Raw genomic sequence first — 15,804 nt, 5'->3', positions numbered from 1 at the left:
ATGGAGGTAAATGGTAATTAACGTGTTTAATGTCACTGCAATTATCCGTAAAATAAGTCTTAGGATCGCAGAGGATATGGGATATATCTAATGCCAAACGATACAGAAGGAGAGATGGGCGTGGAGAGCAAAGGATGCAAATTACGGGTAATTGCAAGTGGACTCTGCATGGCCACAGTCATGCTGGTTTCCGTTTTTACGGGGGGGATTACCAATTCGGGGGAACGCACAGGGCTTGCTGAAATTTCGGTTCAGCAGAATGACGAATTTCCACCTGTAACGCTGCTTGATCTGAATGATCCGGTTCCTCATAGATGAATGGGGGCCTCTGTACCAGAGACCCTGCATTTTTATAAAACCTTTTCGTCTGTCTCTGTAGTTGTTAGAAGAAGATAGGATTTGTCTTTACTTGATAAATGATTTGTAGTCGCTATATTCCATTTTACGATCCTGTTTGCTTAAGAGGAGTAATTGGTGGCTGATGTTAGCTTCACGCTCTGCATAGATACGTTTTAGCAGGTCGTGGCTCATTCGTAGAAAGTAATAACCTTCGTCCGGATTGTCTTTTTCGTGGAACACCACGCCGAGAAGACGATATAGTTTTGCCCGCAGTATCCCTTCATCCCGCTGATCCAGCAGTTGGAGAGCTTCTTTGATGGCAGCCTCTGCCTGTAGCGGTTCGCGTTCCTCCAGATAGATTTTACTGATTTCCTCCAATATGGAAGCCTTTTTGTCGGGCAGTTTGCGTTTGTCGTATATTTCGGCGCATTCAGCCAGCAAGGGAAGGGCTTCTTTTTTTTGCCCCATATGGAGCTGAATTACGGCAAGGTTGTGAAGGGCCAGCACATAGGAGTCACTCTTTGCTCGTTTATATGAATCTGCCGAAGTTTTAGTCCATTTCTGGCTTAATGAAAGGTTCCCTTCCTGTTCGGACATGTAGTAGGCTTTGCCCAGACCAAGCGTAATCTCACCATAAAGTTCCTGCTGTCCTGCCATCTGGGCTTCTTTTTCTGCTTTATGATAGAAATCCAGGCCTTGATCGACATTCCCCAAACGCAAATGTGTGGTCCCAAGATACGTCAGTGCACGAATATGATCATCCTGCAGGTGTTTAAGCCTGCTGCTGTAAGTATGCGCCTGTTCATAATATTTCCGCGCAGCATGAAACAGCTCTGCATGAAAAGCGGAACGCCCCATTTCCAGATAATATTGAACGATACGACCCCGATCTCCAGTGCGGGTAACCGTAAAAGCGGCGGCTTCTCCCTTGTCCATGGCTTCCCGATGTTCTCCCATCCGGTTATGGCTGCGCATAATCAGGAGGTAGGCCTCTGTCTGGTCTAGTGTATCCTTGGTCAATGTGAGCACGTTATGTGCCATTCGAATGCAAGCATGGTCGTTGTTTTCCTCAAAATATAATTTTGCCTTGTCCAGCACGGCTTCACCAATATCTGTATCTGTTCCTGTATTTCCTTCCAAAAAATACTCCATGGGTGTATTCAATCTTTTTGCGATGATCTTCAACATACGTTGGGAAGGAACGGCTCTGCCCTTTTCGATGAGGCTGATATAAGATCGCGTCATGTCCTCTCCCGCCAGTTGCTTTTGCGAAAGTCCAAGCTGCTCCCGGATTTCCCGGATTTTGGGTCCGACCATGTTCATTCACCGTCCCTTAAATATAGTTTGATCTTACTAGAATTGTGGATTGTATGTTGACTCCATGGAGTAGGCAAAAACAAGGGGCAAGGCGTGTAAGGGGCATTTACCTCCATTTACAGTTTAATTCCAATTTGGGAGATTATAGAATGATAGTATCCAAGATGAAAGGAGGAGAAATGAATGGTCCTTAAAGCGACTCCCATTACACTGGAACAACTGAAACGCAAAGAAATCGAAGCAGCACAAATGGAAGCTAACGTACTGGGTGAGACTCGTGAAGTCAGTGCCCGTGCAGTAGAAGCCCGTGCAGTAGAAGCTCGTGCAGTAGAGGCTCGTGCAGTAGAGGCTCGTGCAGTAGAGGCTCGTGCAGTAGAGGCTCGTGCAGTAGAGGCTCGTGCAGTAGAGGCTCGTGCAGCAGCGGCTCGTGCAGCAGCGGCTCGCGCAGCAGAAGCTCGTGCGGCAGCAGCCCGTGCCTGATCTTACTTACTTACCGTATTACGTAGATTCATAGATGGGAGCTTCCACGGAAGCTCTCTCCCTATATTCAGAGAGAATTCGCACGTTGGTGAGAACGAGGTGTTTTGAGCCGATGCAAATTAAGCAAATATGGTCTTACATTCCAGAACATATCGTACCCATCCGGGAACTGAATGATGCTCTGGGACTCAACAGTGCCCAGACAAAAGTACTGGAAAAAATTCATGGTTTGAAACAGGTTCGGCAAGACAGGGATGGAGATCTGGCGGCCCTGCTCGGGCGTGTGCTTACCCAGGTGGTTAACCATCGGAAGGTAGCTCCTGCTTCGATTAAGTATATCATTTATTGCCACACAATTCAGGAAAATTTCCCCTTTCCTATGAAAGTTTTGCAGGGCCTGAAACGGGCGTATGGATTGCAGCATGCCATCGCGTTTTCACTTACGCAGCAGAACTGTGCATCGGGTTTGGTTGCCCTGAATGTTGCCGAAACTTTGCTGCCTTCATTGGAAGCGGATGATCATATTTTAATTTTGACAGGGGAGAAAACGTTTAGCCCCGTTGTGCAGTTGATTCCCAACACAACCGTGATGGGAGAGGCAGCCGCTGCTGTCCTGGTCGGTAATATCGGAGATGGAAGCCGTATGGTTGGTCTTACGAATATTACGCTAGGTCAGTACTGTAATGTGCTTACGGGAAATCCTCAATTACAAAGGGAATTCCAGGAGATATACACGCCACGGCTATGTGATGCCATTCTTACAGCTGTGGAGCAGGCGGGACTTGCACTGCAGGACATTCGATATATCGTACCGCACAATGTGAATTTATCCTCCTGGAAAAAAGTAGCCGCCCGATTATCGTATCCCCTCGAACGTATGTATACATCAAATGTGCAGGAGATTGGTCACTGCTTCTGTTCAGATCCGTATATCAACCTTCAAGCTGTTCTGGAGCAGGAGCTTCTGCAACCGGATGATTATTATCTGCTTGTTACAGTTGGTCTTGGGGTTACCTTCAGCGTAGCGGTAATGCAATTTGCAGGAATTGGAGGCGGTAGTCGTGACGACAGTGTTGACCGATTTTTCGAGCAAGTTGAAGTGGGCGTTAACGGGTCGGCATAATGTTACTTTTATATATTTGAACAATTTTGAGGTTGAAGAATATTGGAGTGAGCAGGGGATTCTTAAGCTACCTTCATTGAGTATCGGCTCGGCTGCAGACGTCGTAAACCGGATGGAAGAATTGGGACTGTTTCTGGCCGGAGAGAACGATATCATTTTGCTTAAGAGTCTGCCGGATCAAGCCTTCATGGCAGAGGCGCATTCACTGGGCTTTGGGCAGTCGCGGTGCATTGCTGCGGAATGCAATGAGCCTGCACTGAACATCACTGCTAATCTTCTCAGTTGTCCAGATACGCTGGAGAAGCTGCGTCAACTATCCAAGAATCCCGACACACCTACGTATTTGGTCCCCTTCGGGACATCGGAGCAGGAAGAAGAGCTCTCCCGCCTTACCGGGATTCCTCTTGCCGTTCCGTCCGCAGACGTGTTTCGCAAGGTGAATGACAAAGGCTATTCGCGCCGCCTTAATGCCAAGCTGGGCATTCGCCAAATTCCAGGCGTAGAATGTACGTCCCTGGAAGAGCTTGCATCCGGTTTTGAGCGCCTGAAGCCTGTACTTGAGCAGGGTGGACGCCTTGTGTTGAAGGATTCCATGGGCGTGTCGGGCAAAGGCATTACCGTGATCTCTGATGAAAGCCGGTTTTACAAATGTATGAGCTTGCTGGAGAAGCAGGCGAGTAAAAAGGATATTCGCAGGGTCAATTATGTGCTTGAACAATGGATCGACAAAATCTGTGACCTGAATTACCAGATCCTCATCGATCGGTCCGGTGGAGTCGAATTCCTCGGCGTAAAGGAATCACTGGTAGAACAAGGCGTACATCAGGGACATCTCATGCCCTCTCGTCTGGATGACATTCAACTTGGCATTATTCGGGAGGCAGCCTTGCAAATCGGTGCAGCCTTGCATCGGGATGGATATTACGGCATTGCCGGCATGGACGCGATTCTGGATGAGGATGGCACGGTTTGGCCCAACCTTGAAATCAATGCAAGGTTTAACATGTCTACATATCAGACGAACATTCAAGATCGTTGGCTTCCAGACGGCATGTTTGGTCTCGCCAAAAAATACGCACTTCGTCTCAAGCGTTTGCTGGAATATGGAGAGCTACGCTCCAGACTGGGTGGGCTGATGTTCACACCAGAGGCTGGCGAAGGGCTGTTCATCAACAACTTTGCCACGGTCAATGCGGCATTCAAAAGTGAGGGCAGCCTTTTTTCCGGACGTCTGTATGGCGTAATTATTGCGCCCTCTCCTGAACGGCTGCGAGCCATCGACGAATCGGTAGAAGCCGTATTAACTTCCATAAATGAGGTGATGTGAATGTCCGCAGAGTATCAGATTCAACAGTTGCCCATCTCGGAAATTGCCGAGAAATTCGGGACACCCCTGTATGTTTATGACGGGGAAGTACTGCGACAGGTGTATCAGGAGCTCAGGGGATCGCTTACGCCCCACGTGGAGCTATTTTATTCATTAAAGGCTAATCCGAATGTTTCGATTGTACACATGCTGCAAGAAATGGGTGCGCAGGCGGAGGTGTGTTCCCTGACGGAGTTGCACACGGCTCTAAAGGCAGGAGTGGCTCCGGACAGCATTATTTTTCTTGGGCCTGGAAAAAGCGATGATGAGATTGAAGCGTGTATACATTATGGCATATATGCTATCGTGTGCGAATCATTCCAAGAGCTTGAGCGCATTGAGATGATCGCTGCCAGGGAAGGGAGAATTGTATCGGTCGCGCTGAGAGTGAATCCTTCCTTTTCCGTAAAAGGATCAAGGCTGACTATGGGCGGCAAACCACGCCAGTTTGGCATGGATGAAGAGAGTGTGTTTCAGGGGAAGAAGCTGTTCGAGAGCTGCTCCCATGTGGAAATTATGGGACTTCACGTGTACATGGGAACCCGCATGCTGGAGGTAGAACCGATTGCCGAGAATACCCGGCATATTCTGGATCTGGCTGAGCGCCTTGAACATGAGCTTGATATTACGCTGCGCATGGTCGATGTCGGCGGGGGATTGGGTGTGCCGTACCATGAAGGTGAGCAGCCCCTGTCCATTGCATTACTAACGGAACAATTAAATCCACAGTTTGAAGCCTTTCGTCTCGGACACCCGAATACGCGGCTGTTTATGGAGCTTGGGCGTTATCTGGTAGGCACCTCGGGCATGTTGGTCAGCCGCGCCTTGTACGTCAAACAATCGTATGGAGAAAACTTTGTCGTGACAGATGGCGGAACGAACTGTCATATGGCAGCGGTAGGTACAGGCTCCTACGTAAAACGCAACTTTCCGATTGCATCCCTGACGCGTTATGGAGCAGCCCCTGTAGCCGAGTACAATATCACGGGTCCCTTGTGTACACCCAACGATGTTGTGGGCAAACGTGTTCAGCTTCCGCCCATCATGCAAGGAGATTTGATTGGCGTGTTTCACTCCGGAGCCTATGGGCCAACAGCTTCTCCAACGCACTTTCTAAGTCACGGAAGTCCTGCTGAAGTTCTAATTGTTGGCGGAGAGGCCTATCTAATTCGGGATAGGGATACTCCAGAGGATCTGCTGGGCAAACAGCGTTTGATACAAGTGTCCCATACCGCAATAACCAATTGATAAGGAGAGATGATGAACATGACAACTGCACTATTGCTTGAGGAGATTAAGGGTGCCATTGCTGAAGTATTGAATACGGAAGCCAGACAGGATATCCAATTGAGCACTTCTTTATTTGACGAACTGTATCTGGATTCGACGTCGGTTCTGGAACTGCTGATGACGCTGGAGGACCGGATTGAGGGTCTCGAGATCGATCCGGACGAGCTGGAGCCGGATGTGTTTGATACGGTAGGCTCTCTGGCTGCTTATATTGAGAAGCAGCTTATCGCGGCTTGATGGCTTCGCCTGTTGCCATTCGTGAGATGGGGGTCAGGCTTTTCTTGGACAGCCATCCTCCATTCGAGCATCCTGATTTATTGCGCTTGCACCGGGATATGTTTGCAAATACTCCGGTAAAGTATGATGTTCATCTTTTGCAAGAGCGTAACAACAATGCCTATCACGATATGAGCGTGGAGCTATTGGAAGCGACAGGGCTTGATCAGGTTATGCAGGATGTAGATGTGCTGCTGCTTGCTTACAATTTCCCGAATATTCGTCCCGATATTTCGATCGTGAATTATTTGATGGATCGCTATCAAGCGCGCTTTATCAGCTTTGCGGTAAACGATCTTGGTTTTGGCGCCCCCTTTGCAGCACTCCATATGCTTCAGCATTATTTGAACCGGGAGGGATTCAATAAGGGTATGCTGCTGATCATGGATCAGACGGCTCTCCCCTATGAAACCATGGAATTGAATGAATCGCCTGGGCCGGATACGGCTGCAGTCATGTTGCTCGACCGGATGACAGGCAAGGGACCTTGCCTGCTGGGCGTGGAGATGCGATATGCCGACCAGTCCATATCCGATACGGCTGCTCTGGTACTGGATCAATTGTGCAAGGAGACATCCATTTACCAGAATCAGATTACTTTGCTCATCCACCCTGATCTGGAGCAGGAATGTACGGGCACTTCATGGTACGAGGAGTATGAATGGAAGGGGTGTTACGATCCATCACGCTGGAGTGCGGCTCCGTTCTTCGCATTGCAGGAGCTTCTGGAAGAGAAGGATAGGAGCGAGTACATATGCCTTATGCATCTGGAGAAAACCGATTCATTTATTCATGCGTTGTTAATCCAAACTGGCGATGCAAGGGTGGACAGTCAGTAACAAGGAGGAGGGAGCACAGTGGCGTTCGGTATTGTGGATATTGGCGTCTACCTGCCTGAACAAATCCAGCAACCGGAAGAAGTTCTGGCTGCCTTGGAACTGGGAACGGGCGAACTTCAGTTTTTGCGTAAATGCCATCACTTGGAAGGCGTACCTGTTACAGATTCTGGTCAGATGCTGGATGATACGATTGCGCAGGCTGTGGAACGTCTTCAGACCAGGCAGTCTCTCGCCGGAATAGACCTTGTTCTTTATGTCCATTCCTTCCAGGTGCAGACACCCGGCGACTACAGGCTTGTGCAGCGTGTCTTACGACGCTTCGGAATGGAGCATGTCCCTTTCTATGGCATATCCCAAATGAACTGTGCTTCGTCGATAGCGGCTCTTCAATGGCTTGAACGTCTTTCACAAACACAGCCTCACATTCAGAATGTGCTGCTTGTTTGCGCGGATCAATTCAATTTTCTGCCTTCTGAATGGCGCTATCTACGCAAGTCGGCAATCCTGGGCGATTCCGCTGTAGCCGTTCTGTTAAGCAGGGATAGTCATCAGCACGTCATTCAGGCGACGCATATTTTTCGGGATACCCGGTTCCATACGGGCTATCACGCCACCGCCGATGAGATCACGGCATTTAATCGATTGTATGTGGATCATATCATTCAAGGCATGGAAGAGCTGCTGTCCAAGGAAGGCTTGACTCTTGAAGATGTGGATCATATCTTTCCCCATAACGTCAACTGGACGACCTGGAGGGAATTCTCGCGAAGAACCGGATTTGAGCAGGAGCGGATCTATCTGGATAACATTCAGCGAATCGGCCATACCTTCTCCACGGATCCGTTTATTAATTTGAGCTCGGGACTGGAACAGGACTGGGTTTGCACGAAAGGACGCTCCGTCATGGTCAGCATCGGGCTGGGCAGCTTTTTTGGTTTTGCATTGGTGAGGCATGGAGAATAAGAAGAATGAGGGAACAGGAGGAGTGGCAATGCACGTCATTGAATTCCAGGGTGCGGGGGCGAGATCCGTGGGCCTGCAGGCGGCAGGTGATCCTGTTGCTTCAATTTCGAATTTGTTGGAAGACGCAACCGTGCGATGGAACAACCGTCCCGTGCTTTTGGCTGCGGGGGCATACATGCTGGCGACAGCGGGTCTGATTGAACAAGAGCCTGCGGTTTGGCATGAAACTGCAGGAGGGCTGTATGGTTGGGACCAGTTACATGCCGTGCTTGTGCAGGATCGGATGCTTGAGCCTTCCGGGATTGAGCTATACCGTGTACGGTTCAATTCGGCTGAGGAGCCCCAGAAGTTTGGCAATGGCGAGGGAACGACTTGGGACGAAGTTTTGAGAACAAGGTTGCTCCAATTCCGAGCCGAATTGTGCAGGGCTGGTTTGGAGCAGATGCGCAGGCATTTGTCCGGTCGCATATCCGGAGGGCAGTCCACCCTTCAGCATCAACTGGTAAAAGGCATGGTCGCTGATGTTTTGACAACGCTTTACATGACGGAAACGTTGCCTCAGGACCAATACCTGTCAGCGAAGCCAGACCTTCCGTTACGCCGGGTCCACGCGTGGATTCATCAGGAATTGGATGAGGCTTTCAGACAGATTCAGCGTTTGGGTGGAGGCTTCGGATTTTTGAGACAGGGTGTATCTTCCTATATATATACGAGCCAACTGGTGAAAAACATGCTGTTGTTAACAGGCGAGGAGGATTATCGATGATCACACCGTCAACTATTGCGGTCTTTGAGCATGTCATGCAAGAGTATGCTGCGGAGCTGCGCGAGGTCGGCCTTTTAATCGACCGTGAACCAGAACGGATTCATGAATTTTTGCATTTGCCTTCCATGCAGGCCATCAATCATATGATGATTCCACCGGAGTATGGCGGTCAACCGATCGTAACCATAGGCAATGAGCGATATTATGGACTCTCTTCCTTGGAGAGGGTGATCACGATTGAGAAGTTGGCCACAGGAGATGCCGGAGCTTTTCTGGGCGGCCCGGGTCCCTCGATGTCCAGCATCGTCATGACCGATCTCGCCGATGAGGAGCAGAAGGAACGTTTTTATAGCCATTTTATGAAGGGCGCGTCATGGGCCTTTTTTGCCATGTCGGAGCCGGAGAAGGGCTCGGATGCCACGGATATCGGTACACGTATCACGCGTCAGCCTGGCGGGGAAATCGAGCTGAACGGTCATAAAATCTACATTGGGAATGGAAGCCGTGCGCGTGTAGGCCTGGTGTTTGCCCAGACCAATCGGACACCTCTCGGCATTCAGATCGCGCTTGTCGATCCCTCGATGAAGGGTTTTACGGCGACCCCGCTGGATACGATGGGACTCTGCGCGCTGCAGATCAGTCATTTGAAGTTTGAAGGCTTCCCGCTGGAAGAGAAGGATATCATCGGCCGTCATCTTAGTCCTACGAAGCGGGGGTTATGGGGGGCACTACGTACATTCCATCGCATGCGCCCTAGCGTAGCGGCATTGGCGCTTGGTGTTGCACAGGCTGCGTACGATTACGTACTGGAGCACAGATCCATTTTCAAGGAACGGGAGAAGATAGAGCTGGAGAGAATGGAGATGCGTCTGCATTCGCTTCGCAGCATGATTCGCAATGCTGCGGCAGAGATTGATCATGATGCCCAGAAAGGGTATCTCGCTTCCCTTAGTAAAATTCGCGCGGCTGCGCTGGCCGAGGAAGCGACGGAATTGGCACTGGGAATGATGGGACCCGGCTCCATGATGGAACATCCCTTGTTAAACAAATGGTATCGCGATGCCAGAGCCTTCGAGTTTATGGAAGGAACAACTTCCATTCAGAAAATCAATGTGTTCCAAGCCTATGCCAACGGGAAGATGCAGCATGCCTGAACCATTTCGCTATGCTGACTTCGACCCCATTTATGTGGATCATATCTGCTGGTTAACCGCGGAGGATCATCTGTATACCCTCGACTGGCCAACACCGGATGATTATTTTTATGTTTCCCCACACATATATATGGAAGATCATTATTATGGCCGCGTGGGAACGCTGACCCGTTCGCTCATGGCAGATGGGAAACGCCTGACTGCTGGTGATCTTGCGCTCATGGTGATGGAACGGTTATCTACGGAGGCGCACTGGGACTGGCTGATTTTTGCGCAGACTTGCCCTGAACGTCATGCTCTGAATGCCCCCCTTGCCCGTATGCTCGAAACGGCTGCATGGCACGTTGATTATCCGCTTGGGCTATCACATATGGGTGCGCTGGCCGGTACGGAAGCCATTCAGGCGGCTCAGTGGAGCATACGTCGGAAGGAGCGTGCTGCCATTGTACTGGTGGAACAGCGGGTATTTCATGATGACGGTCAGGCCGGATATGGACTGAAAACCGAGAAGCGTGGCGATACGGCCGATATGGCGGTTGCCCTTCAGGCGTGCACCAATCAAGGCGCATTGCAAGTAAGCTATGTCGGCAAAAGGATCATCCAGTCGGGCGAAGTCGATTCTTTTGCCTCCCAGGTACAGGATATTATCCGTGAACTGATGGATGGTTGCACAGCTGATCATATGATCCTTCAGTCAAGGCTGGGGCTGCACATAAGCGACAACTCCATTTTGCATATAGGTCCTGACAAGACCGTATGCGTACCATATGCGGATTATCAGAGCGGGGATGTATGGATACAACTAGCAGAAAAACTGCAGCGAGGAATTATCAGGCCGAAAGAACGGGTAGTGCTGGTTTCGTGGGATGGGGACCGCATGATATCCGCTTGCTGTGTACACGTGATCCATCTGCCATTGCTCAGCAGTCTTGCAATGAATCAGGAAATCAAGACAACATGAATTGTGGAGGTGAGTCACCATGCAAGGAATCGATTATACGGTCGGTTCGATCCAGCGATTGCTGCTGCGAACGGCTGTCCCGATGCTGCTTGCTTCACTGGTCAATGTAATTACGCAACTGGCTAACGTATTTTTCATGGGACATACGAGCCAGAGCGTTCTCTATGTCCTGTCGCTGTACATCCCGGTCTCCTTCGTTATGATTGCTATCATTGAAGCGATGCAGCTCTCGGTTCAGGTGGCGGTGGCGCGTAGTCGTGCCGGGGGTTCACGGGCGTTTACACAGTTATTTGTCCATATGATGGGAAGTGCAGTGCTGCTTGCTATCCTTACAGGCGGCCTTGTAATGCTGCTGACTCCCGCGCTGTCATGGTTTTATGCCGTACCTGCCGACATTGCTCCCATGTTTACGCTGTACGTGGCGGGCATGATGATCGGGGGTGTTCCGGCTGTTCTGGCAGCAGTAAGTGGTGCGGCGCTTCGGGGTCTGGGCCGGGCGCAAGCCGCTTCGTGGAATTCAGTAGGCATGGCTATGCTGAATATTTCCCTTGTGTATGTGTTTGTATCGATGTTCGGGCTCGATCTGAAGGGGATCGTTTATGCCAACTTGATCTCATCGACATTATCCTTGCTCATCTCCCTGATCATTCTTTTCGTTCGCAAAGAAATACTTGTGGAACACTTTGTTTTTGCGAAGAAGCATTTTGTTGCACTCAGACATGTAGGGATTCCCGTTTTCATCTCATACTGCATGATTTTTCTGAGCACCTTTTTCTTTAATAAAATCGTCAGCCACTTTGGTGAAGGTACCGTTGCCGGTTTTGGTGTCGGGTATCGAATCCAGACGATGGCGATTCTGCCGGGCATTGTGATTGGTTCCGCGATCGGCATCATGATCAATCACAACTTGCAGTCGCCTCATCGACCAAGGGCCTACGCAAGTTATCGTCAAGGTCTGCTGCAATCCTTCGCTCTCTATGCAATCATTGCTATTGCAATCTGGATCTGGAGAGAACCACTTACTGCATTCCTGATTGAAGACGCGGCATCTCGTGCGGAAGCTGCACGTTATCTTTCTGTGGTTGCTCTTTCCTATATTGGTATGGGTCCCATGATGACCACGCTGCTTACAATGGAACAGAGCGGGCGTGGGTATCAGGCCATGTTCCTTAATGCAATATATTTTCTGCTAATTATCTTACTGGGATGGGGACTGACTCGCCTGTTTAATCAGGTTATCTATTTCTATGGCGTTATTGCTGGCATGAACGTTATAGGCATGTCTTTCTTCCTACCTTTCATGCGAAGGCTAAAGCGGGATTATGTAGAGCCGTCTTCATACGAGTCAGGAGTTACAGAGGAAGAAGCAGCTCTTTCCAGTCAGGGATATTCCACACAGACTTGACTCTAACTAAGTAAAGGAGGATCTTGCATGAAATATTCCGAACCTGCTTATCTCGTGCGTCGTATCGGAGATACATGGATCGCTGCGGATGAAACGTTCGGCCAGTTCTATGAACTTGAGCCTGAGCACACGCTGGAGCCACAATTCCCTCCGGATTTGCCGGGGGTTGAACCCCCGGAGGTCCCTTTTTTTTTGTATCAGCCGCTTATCGGACAGCAGGTACCCAAACTCTGTATCTTGGGCATTCCCTATTCCGGTGGAACAAGCTTGGAGAATTCCTCTGTATCCGGGTTCGTGCACGCGTTACGTGCGGAATCGTATAAAAAAGTGTTGTATGCGTCATTAAAAGAATCAGGGAATTCGGGATTATATGATATCGGAAATGGAACACGGTTGCTTGAAGACGTGGTCATGCAGGATTGGGGTTCTTGCCTCATGGAAGAAGCGGATAATCATGCAGAACTGCCCTATTCAAGAGGAATTGCCTCGGCTCTGGAGTGTGCCAGAGAACATCAGGCGTTGCTCTGTTGCTTGGGTGGCGATCATTCGATAACACGGGGCGTGCTTCAACGTATGCCAAAGGCCAAAGGAAGCCGCAGGGTTATGGTCCAGTTCGATGCCCATCATGATTGCGGTATAGATGCTATTCATCAGGAGCTGCCCAGTCACTCCAATTTCGTTAGACATCTGTTGGAAGATGGGACTGTTGAGGTTGTTGTACAGATCGGTCTGCGCGGTCTTCGCTCTGCAGACCAGATGTACAGACATCCGGGCTTGATACAGATATCAGCGGAGCAAATGACACCGGAGAAGGTGCGCAGCGTCCTGAATGAGGTTCGGGAGAGATACGATATCGATTCGGCTTATCTGACCTTTGATTTGGATTGCCTTGATCCTGGAAGCTTTCCTTATGTTGATTTTCCCATTGGCGGAGGACCGACCTGGCAGAACATTCGAAACTGCGTCGTTGCAGCGCTGGATGCCCCGCTTCCTTATCTCGGTATGGACATGGTTGAAGGACAGGGTGTGTCATCAGACAGAAACATTCCCGGACAATACGAGTTGGCGCTTCGCATGTTGGCTTATATGCTAGACGGCATGGACCGGAATCGTCGCCGGTTTGCTTCGCCTGTCGATGGGGATGCAGTCAGGGAAGGTATACTGTCGGGAACGGGAGCATTCATGAATAAGGGAACAAAGGAGCCGCGATGATGAAGGATTTTCGATCATTATATACGTTTCACCGGGAACAGGTACGGGATCAGCTCTGCAAGGAAAGAACAGACGGCATTCAACTCGGCTACTTCTATGCGTTGATGAATATTGTTAAGGAGCTTGCACCCCTTCAGCCGGCAATGTCTCCTGAGTCGATCTGGATGGATTATCTGGCATTTTTGCGTACGATTGATGAACACAAAAAAAGCCCGTTTTCCTTTATGGAGTGGGATGAGGTTGAGGGACGCGAGCATCTAAGGGCCACGCTTAAGGAAGGCGGAGCTTTGCTGACCTGGCACTACGGTTTTGTCAGACACAATATGATTACAATTGGACAAGAGATTCGCGCAGGACATATCAATGCCAAACTCCCCTTTTATCTGGTGGCTGAGCAAGGGACTGTGAAGCAGGAGCAGAAGCTGGAGGCCTGGAATTCCATCCGGCAATATGCAGGAGCAGAATTGCTTAATGCAGAGGACGAAATGATTGGCATCCGATTATATTCCCATTTGCGGAAGGGAGGTTCATTTAATCTTTTTGTGGATGGACAGACCGGATTCAATACGGATAACCGCGCAGTGGAACTTCCTTTTCTTAGCTCACGGATTCGGACGAGGAGCGGCATATTTCGCATTTTAGCAAGGGCTCGCAAGCCTGTATGTCCCTATTTCATGACGTTGACCGAGGATTTCCGTTCGAAAATTGTTTTTCTGCCTCCTTTCACATTGGAAGAGGACATTGAGGCATCGGCAGAACGTGTTTATGAGCCGTTTCGTGCTCAGCTGTGGAAGCAGCCTGCACTCTGGAGATTTTGGGACCGACACCATCAGCAGGTTATTCACTGGAAAGAGGACGAGATTCCCATTCGCTTGGATGAAGGCGAGGATCGGTTGGACTGGTTCTCCAGACCGCTGGATGGATTCGGTCAGCTTGGACTGAACACCGAGAGTGGTATGATTTACAATTTGGGTTAACCGCCTGATAAGGGGGAGCAGGATGCAGTCATTTATTACGGAGCAGCGCAATCAGCTGTCGGTTCATGTAATGCCGACACGCCAATATGCAAGCCGCTATATCCATCTCAATATCGTTAACGAACAAGGGAGAATTCCGGCAGCAGTATTTATGGTCATTGTTCGTCTGCTGCTTAACCCATATCCGGGCTTGCTGGATAAAAGACAGCTGCGCCAGCATTTGTGGACCCTATATGCGGACGAGCCTGGGTGCAATTTTGAGTACAAGGGGGATGCACAGCTTGCATCCATTCGTTTGCGTACTCCTGGAGGAGTACTGCCCCTACCAGAGGCGCGAACGAAGGAGGCGCTGGAACTGCTTGCGGAGCTAATGCTGTGGCCGGTATCCAGTGGTGATTTTGATTTTGATGAGATGCAGGTGCAGGAAGAGATCAGGTGGGCAGAGCATCACGCCGGTTACGATATCTCTGAATGGGATAAGGTAGTGCGGGGGCGTTGTCTGGAATGGCTGGGATATGCAGAACGAGGCAGAGCTACCGAACTTGAGAAGCTTCGGCATTGTGTGCGCGAGGGTGAACTGCTGCAATGGTATAGAGAGGTAATTCGTTGTCCAATTCATGTTCATGTTATCGGTGATTTTGAGCCTGATCCCATGATTGGGCTTGTCCTGTCTGCATTTCGGACATTGGATGAAGCGGAGGTGGGCATGGATGACAAGCGGGCTTTATTCCTAACACGGGAACATCAAACTGCTGAGCGGCGGGAAGAAGGCGAACTGATGATGGAGCTGATGGATGTTCAGCAATGCAAAATTAATGTGACATTTGACACCGGAGTGGATTATGGGGCCTCCAACTACCCTGCCTTGTTTCTTTTTCATTCGTTGTTTGGCGCCACGCCTGCCTCAAGACTCCAGTGTGGACTTCGTGAACAAAAGCAATGGGTATATCAAATCTACAGCACACTGGATGATTATCGCGGAACGCTTCATGTGACAACGGGAACAAGCAGCGGCTATGCAACAGAGGTTCTTGAAGCGATCGATGCGGAATGGTTGAAATTATGCAGCGGAGACATCCATCAGCGTGAGTTGAACAGGGCCATTCAAAATGTGATGCATTATGTGCAAGTGGGCTACGATTTGCCTGAGCAGGTTGTGACCCTCCATATGGATCGGCTGCTCCATCAGGTCCACATGACCACCCCGCAATTTCTGGATGCCATAGCGGGTGTTACATCCGAGCAAGTGGCAGAGGTGGCTTCCGGATTGAAAAAAGCAGTGACTTGGATTTTGTACCCCGAGAGCGAATATTCGGCATAGCTGTAGGAGGAGAAT

16 protein-coding genes are annotated in these 15,804 nt (G+C 49.9%); 15 read left to right on the top strand and 1 reads right to left on the bottom strand.

What is annotated here, in order from left to right:
* Positions 1–90: 90 nt before the first annotated feature.
* A complete protein-coding gene (locus ACFVQB_RS24275) occupies positions 91–318 on the top strand; it encodes a hypothetical protein (protein ID WP_379445240.1) in 228 nt (75 codons plus the stop codon).
* Between the two features lie 87 nt (positions 319–405).
* Here ACFVQB_RS24275 and ACFVQB_RS24270 read toward each other — a convergent pair whose 3' ends face one another.
* Positions 406–1,656: a helix-turn-helix domain-containing protein gene (locus tag ACFVQB_RS24270; protein WP_379445236.1), complete on the bottom strand. Its 1,251-nt coding sequence runs from the start codon at positions 1,654–1,656 to the stop codon at positions 406–408.
* 183 nt (positions 1,657–1,839) lie between these two features.
* Here ACFVQB_RS24270 and ACFVQB_RS24265 point away from each other — a divergent pair, with 183 nt between their 5' ends.
* The 14 genes from ACFVQB_RS24265 (at position 1,840) to ACFVQB_RS24200 (ending at position 15,789) form a co-directional block, all read left to right on the top strand.
* A complete protein-coding gene (locus tag ACFVQB_RS24265; RefSeq protein WP_379445231.1) occupies positions 1,840–2,136 on the top strand; it encodes a hypothetical protein in 297 nt (98 codons plus the stop codon).
* Between the two features lie 112 nt (positions 2,137–2,248).
* On the top strand, positions 2,249–3,259 hold the full coding sequence (locus ACFVQB_RS24260) for a 3-oxoacyl-[acyl-carrier-protein] synthase III C-terminal domain-containing protein (protein WP_379445226.1): 1,011 nt from the start codon (positions 2,249–2,251) through the stop codon (positions 3,257–3,259).
* Positions 3,198–4,586 (top strand): preATP grasp domain-containing protein, encoded by a 1,389-nt coding sequence (locus tag ACFVQB_RS24255; protein WP_379445223.1) that lies wholly within the window; start codon positions 3,198–3,200, stop codon positions 4,584–4,586. Before ACFVQB_RS24260 ends, ACFVQB_RS24255 begins: the two co-directional genes overlap by 62 nt.
* Entirely contained in the window at positions 4,587–5,873 is a 1,287-nt protein-coding gene (lysA, locus tag ACFVQB_RS24250) for a diaminopimelate decarboxylase (protein ID WP_379445219.1), read from the top strand.
* A gap of 18 nt (positions 5,874–5,891) precedes the next feature.
* Positions 5,892–6,152, top strand: a complete 261-nt coding sequence (locus ACFVQB_RS24245; protein ID WP_068964052.1) for an acyl carrier protein — start codon at positions 5,892–5,894, stop codon at positions 6,150–6,152.
* A gap of 44 nt (positions 6,153–6,196) precedes the next feature.
* On the top strand, positions 6,197–7,030 hold the full coding sequence (locus tag ACFVQB_RS24240; protein ID WP_379445215.1) for a hypothetical protein: 834 nt from the start codon (positions 6,197–6,199) through the stop codon (positions 7,028–7,030).
* 18 nt (positions 7,031–7,048) lie between these two features.
* Complete coding sequence (locus ACFVQB_RS24235; RefSeq protein ID WP_379445211.1) at positions 7,049–7,993, top strand: 3-oxoacyl-[acyl-carrier-protein] synthase III C-terminal domain-containing protein; 945 nt, start codon at positions 7,049–7,051, stop codon at positions 7,991–7,993.
* Positions 7,994–8,021: 28 nt separating this feature from the next.
* Positions 8,022–8,759, top strand: coding sequence for a hypothetical protein (locus tag ACFVQB_RS24230; protein ID WP_379445207.1), 738 nt, complete (start codon positions 8,022–8,024; stop codon positions 8,757–8,759).
* The gene (locus tag ACFVQB_RS24225) at positions 8,756–9,913 is read left to right on the top strand and encodes an acyl-CoA dehydrogenase family protein (RefSeq protein WP_379445203.1); all 1,158 of its coding nucleotides are present in this window, start codon (positions 8,756–8,758) and stop codon (positions 9,911–9,913) included. Before ACFVQB_RS24230 ends, ACFVQB_RS24225 begins: the two co-directional genes overlap by 4 nt.
* Positions 9,906–10,874 (top strand): hypothetical protein, encoded by a 969-nt coding sequence (locus tag ACFVQB_RS24220; protein WP_379445199.1) that lies wholly within the window; start codon positions 9,906–9,908, stop codon positions 10,872–10,874. Before ACFVQB_RS24225 ends, ACFVQB_RS24220 begins: the two co-directional genes overlap by 8 nt.
* A gap of 19 nt (positions 10,875–10,893) precedes the next feature.
* Positions 10,894–12,279 (top strand): MATE family efflux transporter, encoded by a 1,386-nt coding sequence (locus ACFVQB_RS24215; RefSeq protein WP_379445196.1) that lies wholly within the window; start codon positions 10,894–10,896, stop codon positions 12,277–12,279.
* Between the two features lie 27 nt (positions 12,280–12,306).
* Positions 12,307–13,491, top strand: a complete 1,185-nt coding sequence (locus ACFVQB_RS24210; protein ID WP_379445192.1) for an arginase family protein — start codon at positions 12,307–12,309, stop codon at positions 13,489–13,491.
* Positions 13,488–14,468, top strand: a complete 981-nt coding sequence (locus tag ACFVQB_RS24205; RefSeq protein WP_379445188.1) for an LpxL/LpxP family acyltransferase — start codon at positions 13,488–13,490, stop codon at positions 14,466–14,468. The genes ACFVQB_RS24210 and ACFVQB_RS24205 overlap by 4 nt, the downstream gene beginning before the upstream one ends.
* Before the next feature lie 22 nt (positions 14,469–14,490).
* Entirely contained in the window at positions 14,491–15,789 is a 1,299-nt protein-coding gene (locus tag ACFVQB_RS24200; protein ID WP_379445185.1) for a M16 family metallopeptidase, read from the top strand.
* Positions 15,790–15,804: the final 15 nt, after the last annotated feature.

The sequence above is a fragment of the Paenibacillus sp. NPDC057886 genome, assembly GCF_042796655.1.
Lineage (GTDB): Bacteria > Bacillota > Bacilli > Paenibacillales > Paenibacillaceae > Paenibacillus.
Note: the sequence above shows the minus strand (reverse complement) of the source record. Positions and strands in the feature narration are given on the sequence as shown.

Excerpts from the sequence above, each read along its gene's own strand:
- ACFVQB_RS24275 (WP_379445240.1), top strand. The coding sequence starts at position 91 with ATGCCAAACGATACAGAAGGAGAGATGGGCGTGGAGAGCAAAGGATGC.
- ACFVQB_RS24270 (WP_379445236.1), bottom strand. The coding sequence starts at position 1,656 with ATGGTCGGACCCAAAATCCGGGAAATCCGGGAGCAGCTTGGACTTTCG.
- ACFVQB_RS24265 (WP_379445231.1), top strand. The coding sequence starts at position 1,840 with ATGGTCCTTAAAGCGACTCCCATTACACTGGAACAACTGAAACGCAAA.
- ACFVQB_RS24260 (WP_379445226.1), top strand. The coding sequence starts at position 2,249 with ATGCAAATTAAGCAAATATGGTCTTACATTCCAGAACATATCGTACCC.
- lysA (WP_379445219.1), top strand. The coding sequence starts at position 4,587 with ATGTCCGCAGAGTATCAGATTCAACAGTTGCCCATCTCGGAAATTGCC.
- ACFVQB_RS24245 (WP_068964052.1), top strand. The coding sequence starts at position 5,892 with ATGACAACTGCACTATTGCTTGAGGAGATTAAGGGTGCCATTGCTGAA.
- ACFVQB_RS24230 (WP_379445207.1), top strand. The coding sequence starts at position 8,022 with ATGCACGTCATTGAATTCCAGGGTGCGGGGGCGAGATCCGTGGGCCTG.
- ACFVQB_RS24225 (WP_379445203.1), top strand. The coding sequence starts at position 8,756 with ATGATCACACCGTCAACTATTGCGGTCTTTGAGCATGTCATGCAAGAG.
- ACFVQB_RS24220 (WP_379445199.1), top strand. The coding sequence starts at position 9,906 with ATGCCTGAACCATTTCGCTATGCTGACTTCGACCCCATTTATGTGGAT.
- ACFVQB_RS24215 (WP_379445196.1), top strand. The coding sequence starts at position 10,894 with ATGCAAGGAATCGATTATACGGTCGGTTCGATCCAGCGATTGCTGCTG.
- ACFVQB_RS24210 (WP_379445192.1), top strand. The coding sequence starts at position 12,307 with ATGAAATATTCCGAACCTGCTTATCTCGTGCGTCGTATCGGAGATACA.
- ACFVQB_RS24205 (WP_379445188.1), top strand. The coding sequence starts at position 13,488 with ATGATGAAGGATTTTCGATCATTATATACGTTTCACCGGGAACAGGTA.
- ACFVQB_RS24200 (WP_379445185.1), top strand. The coding sequence starts at position 14,491 with ATGCAGTCATTTATTACGGAGCAGCGCAATCAGCTGTCGGTTCATGTA.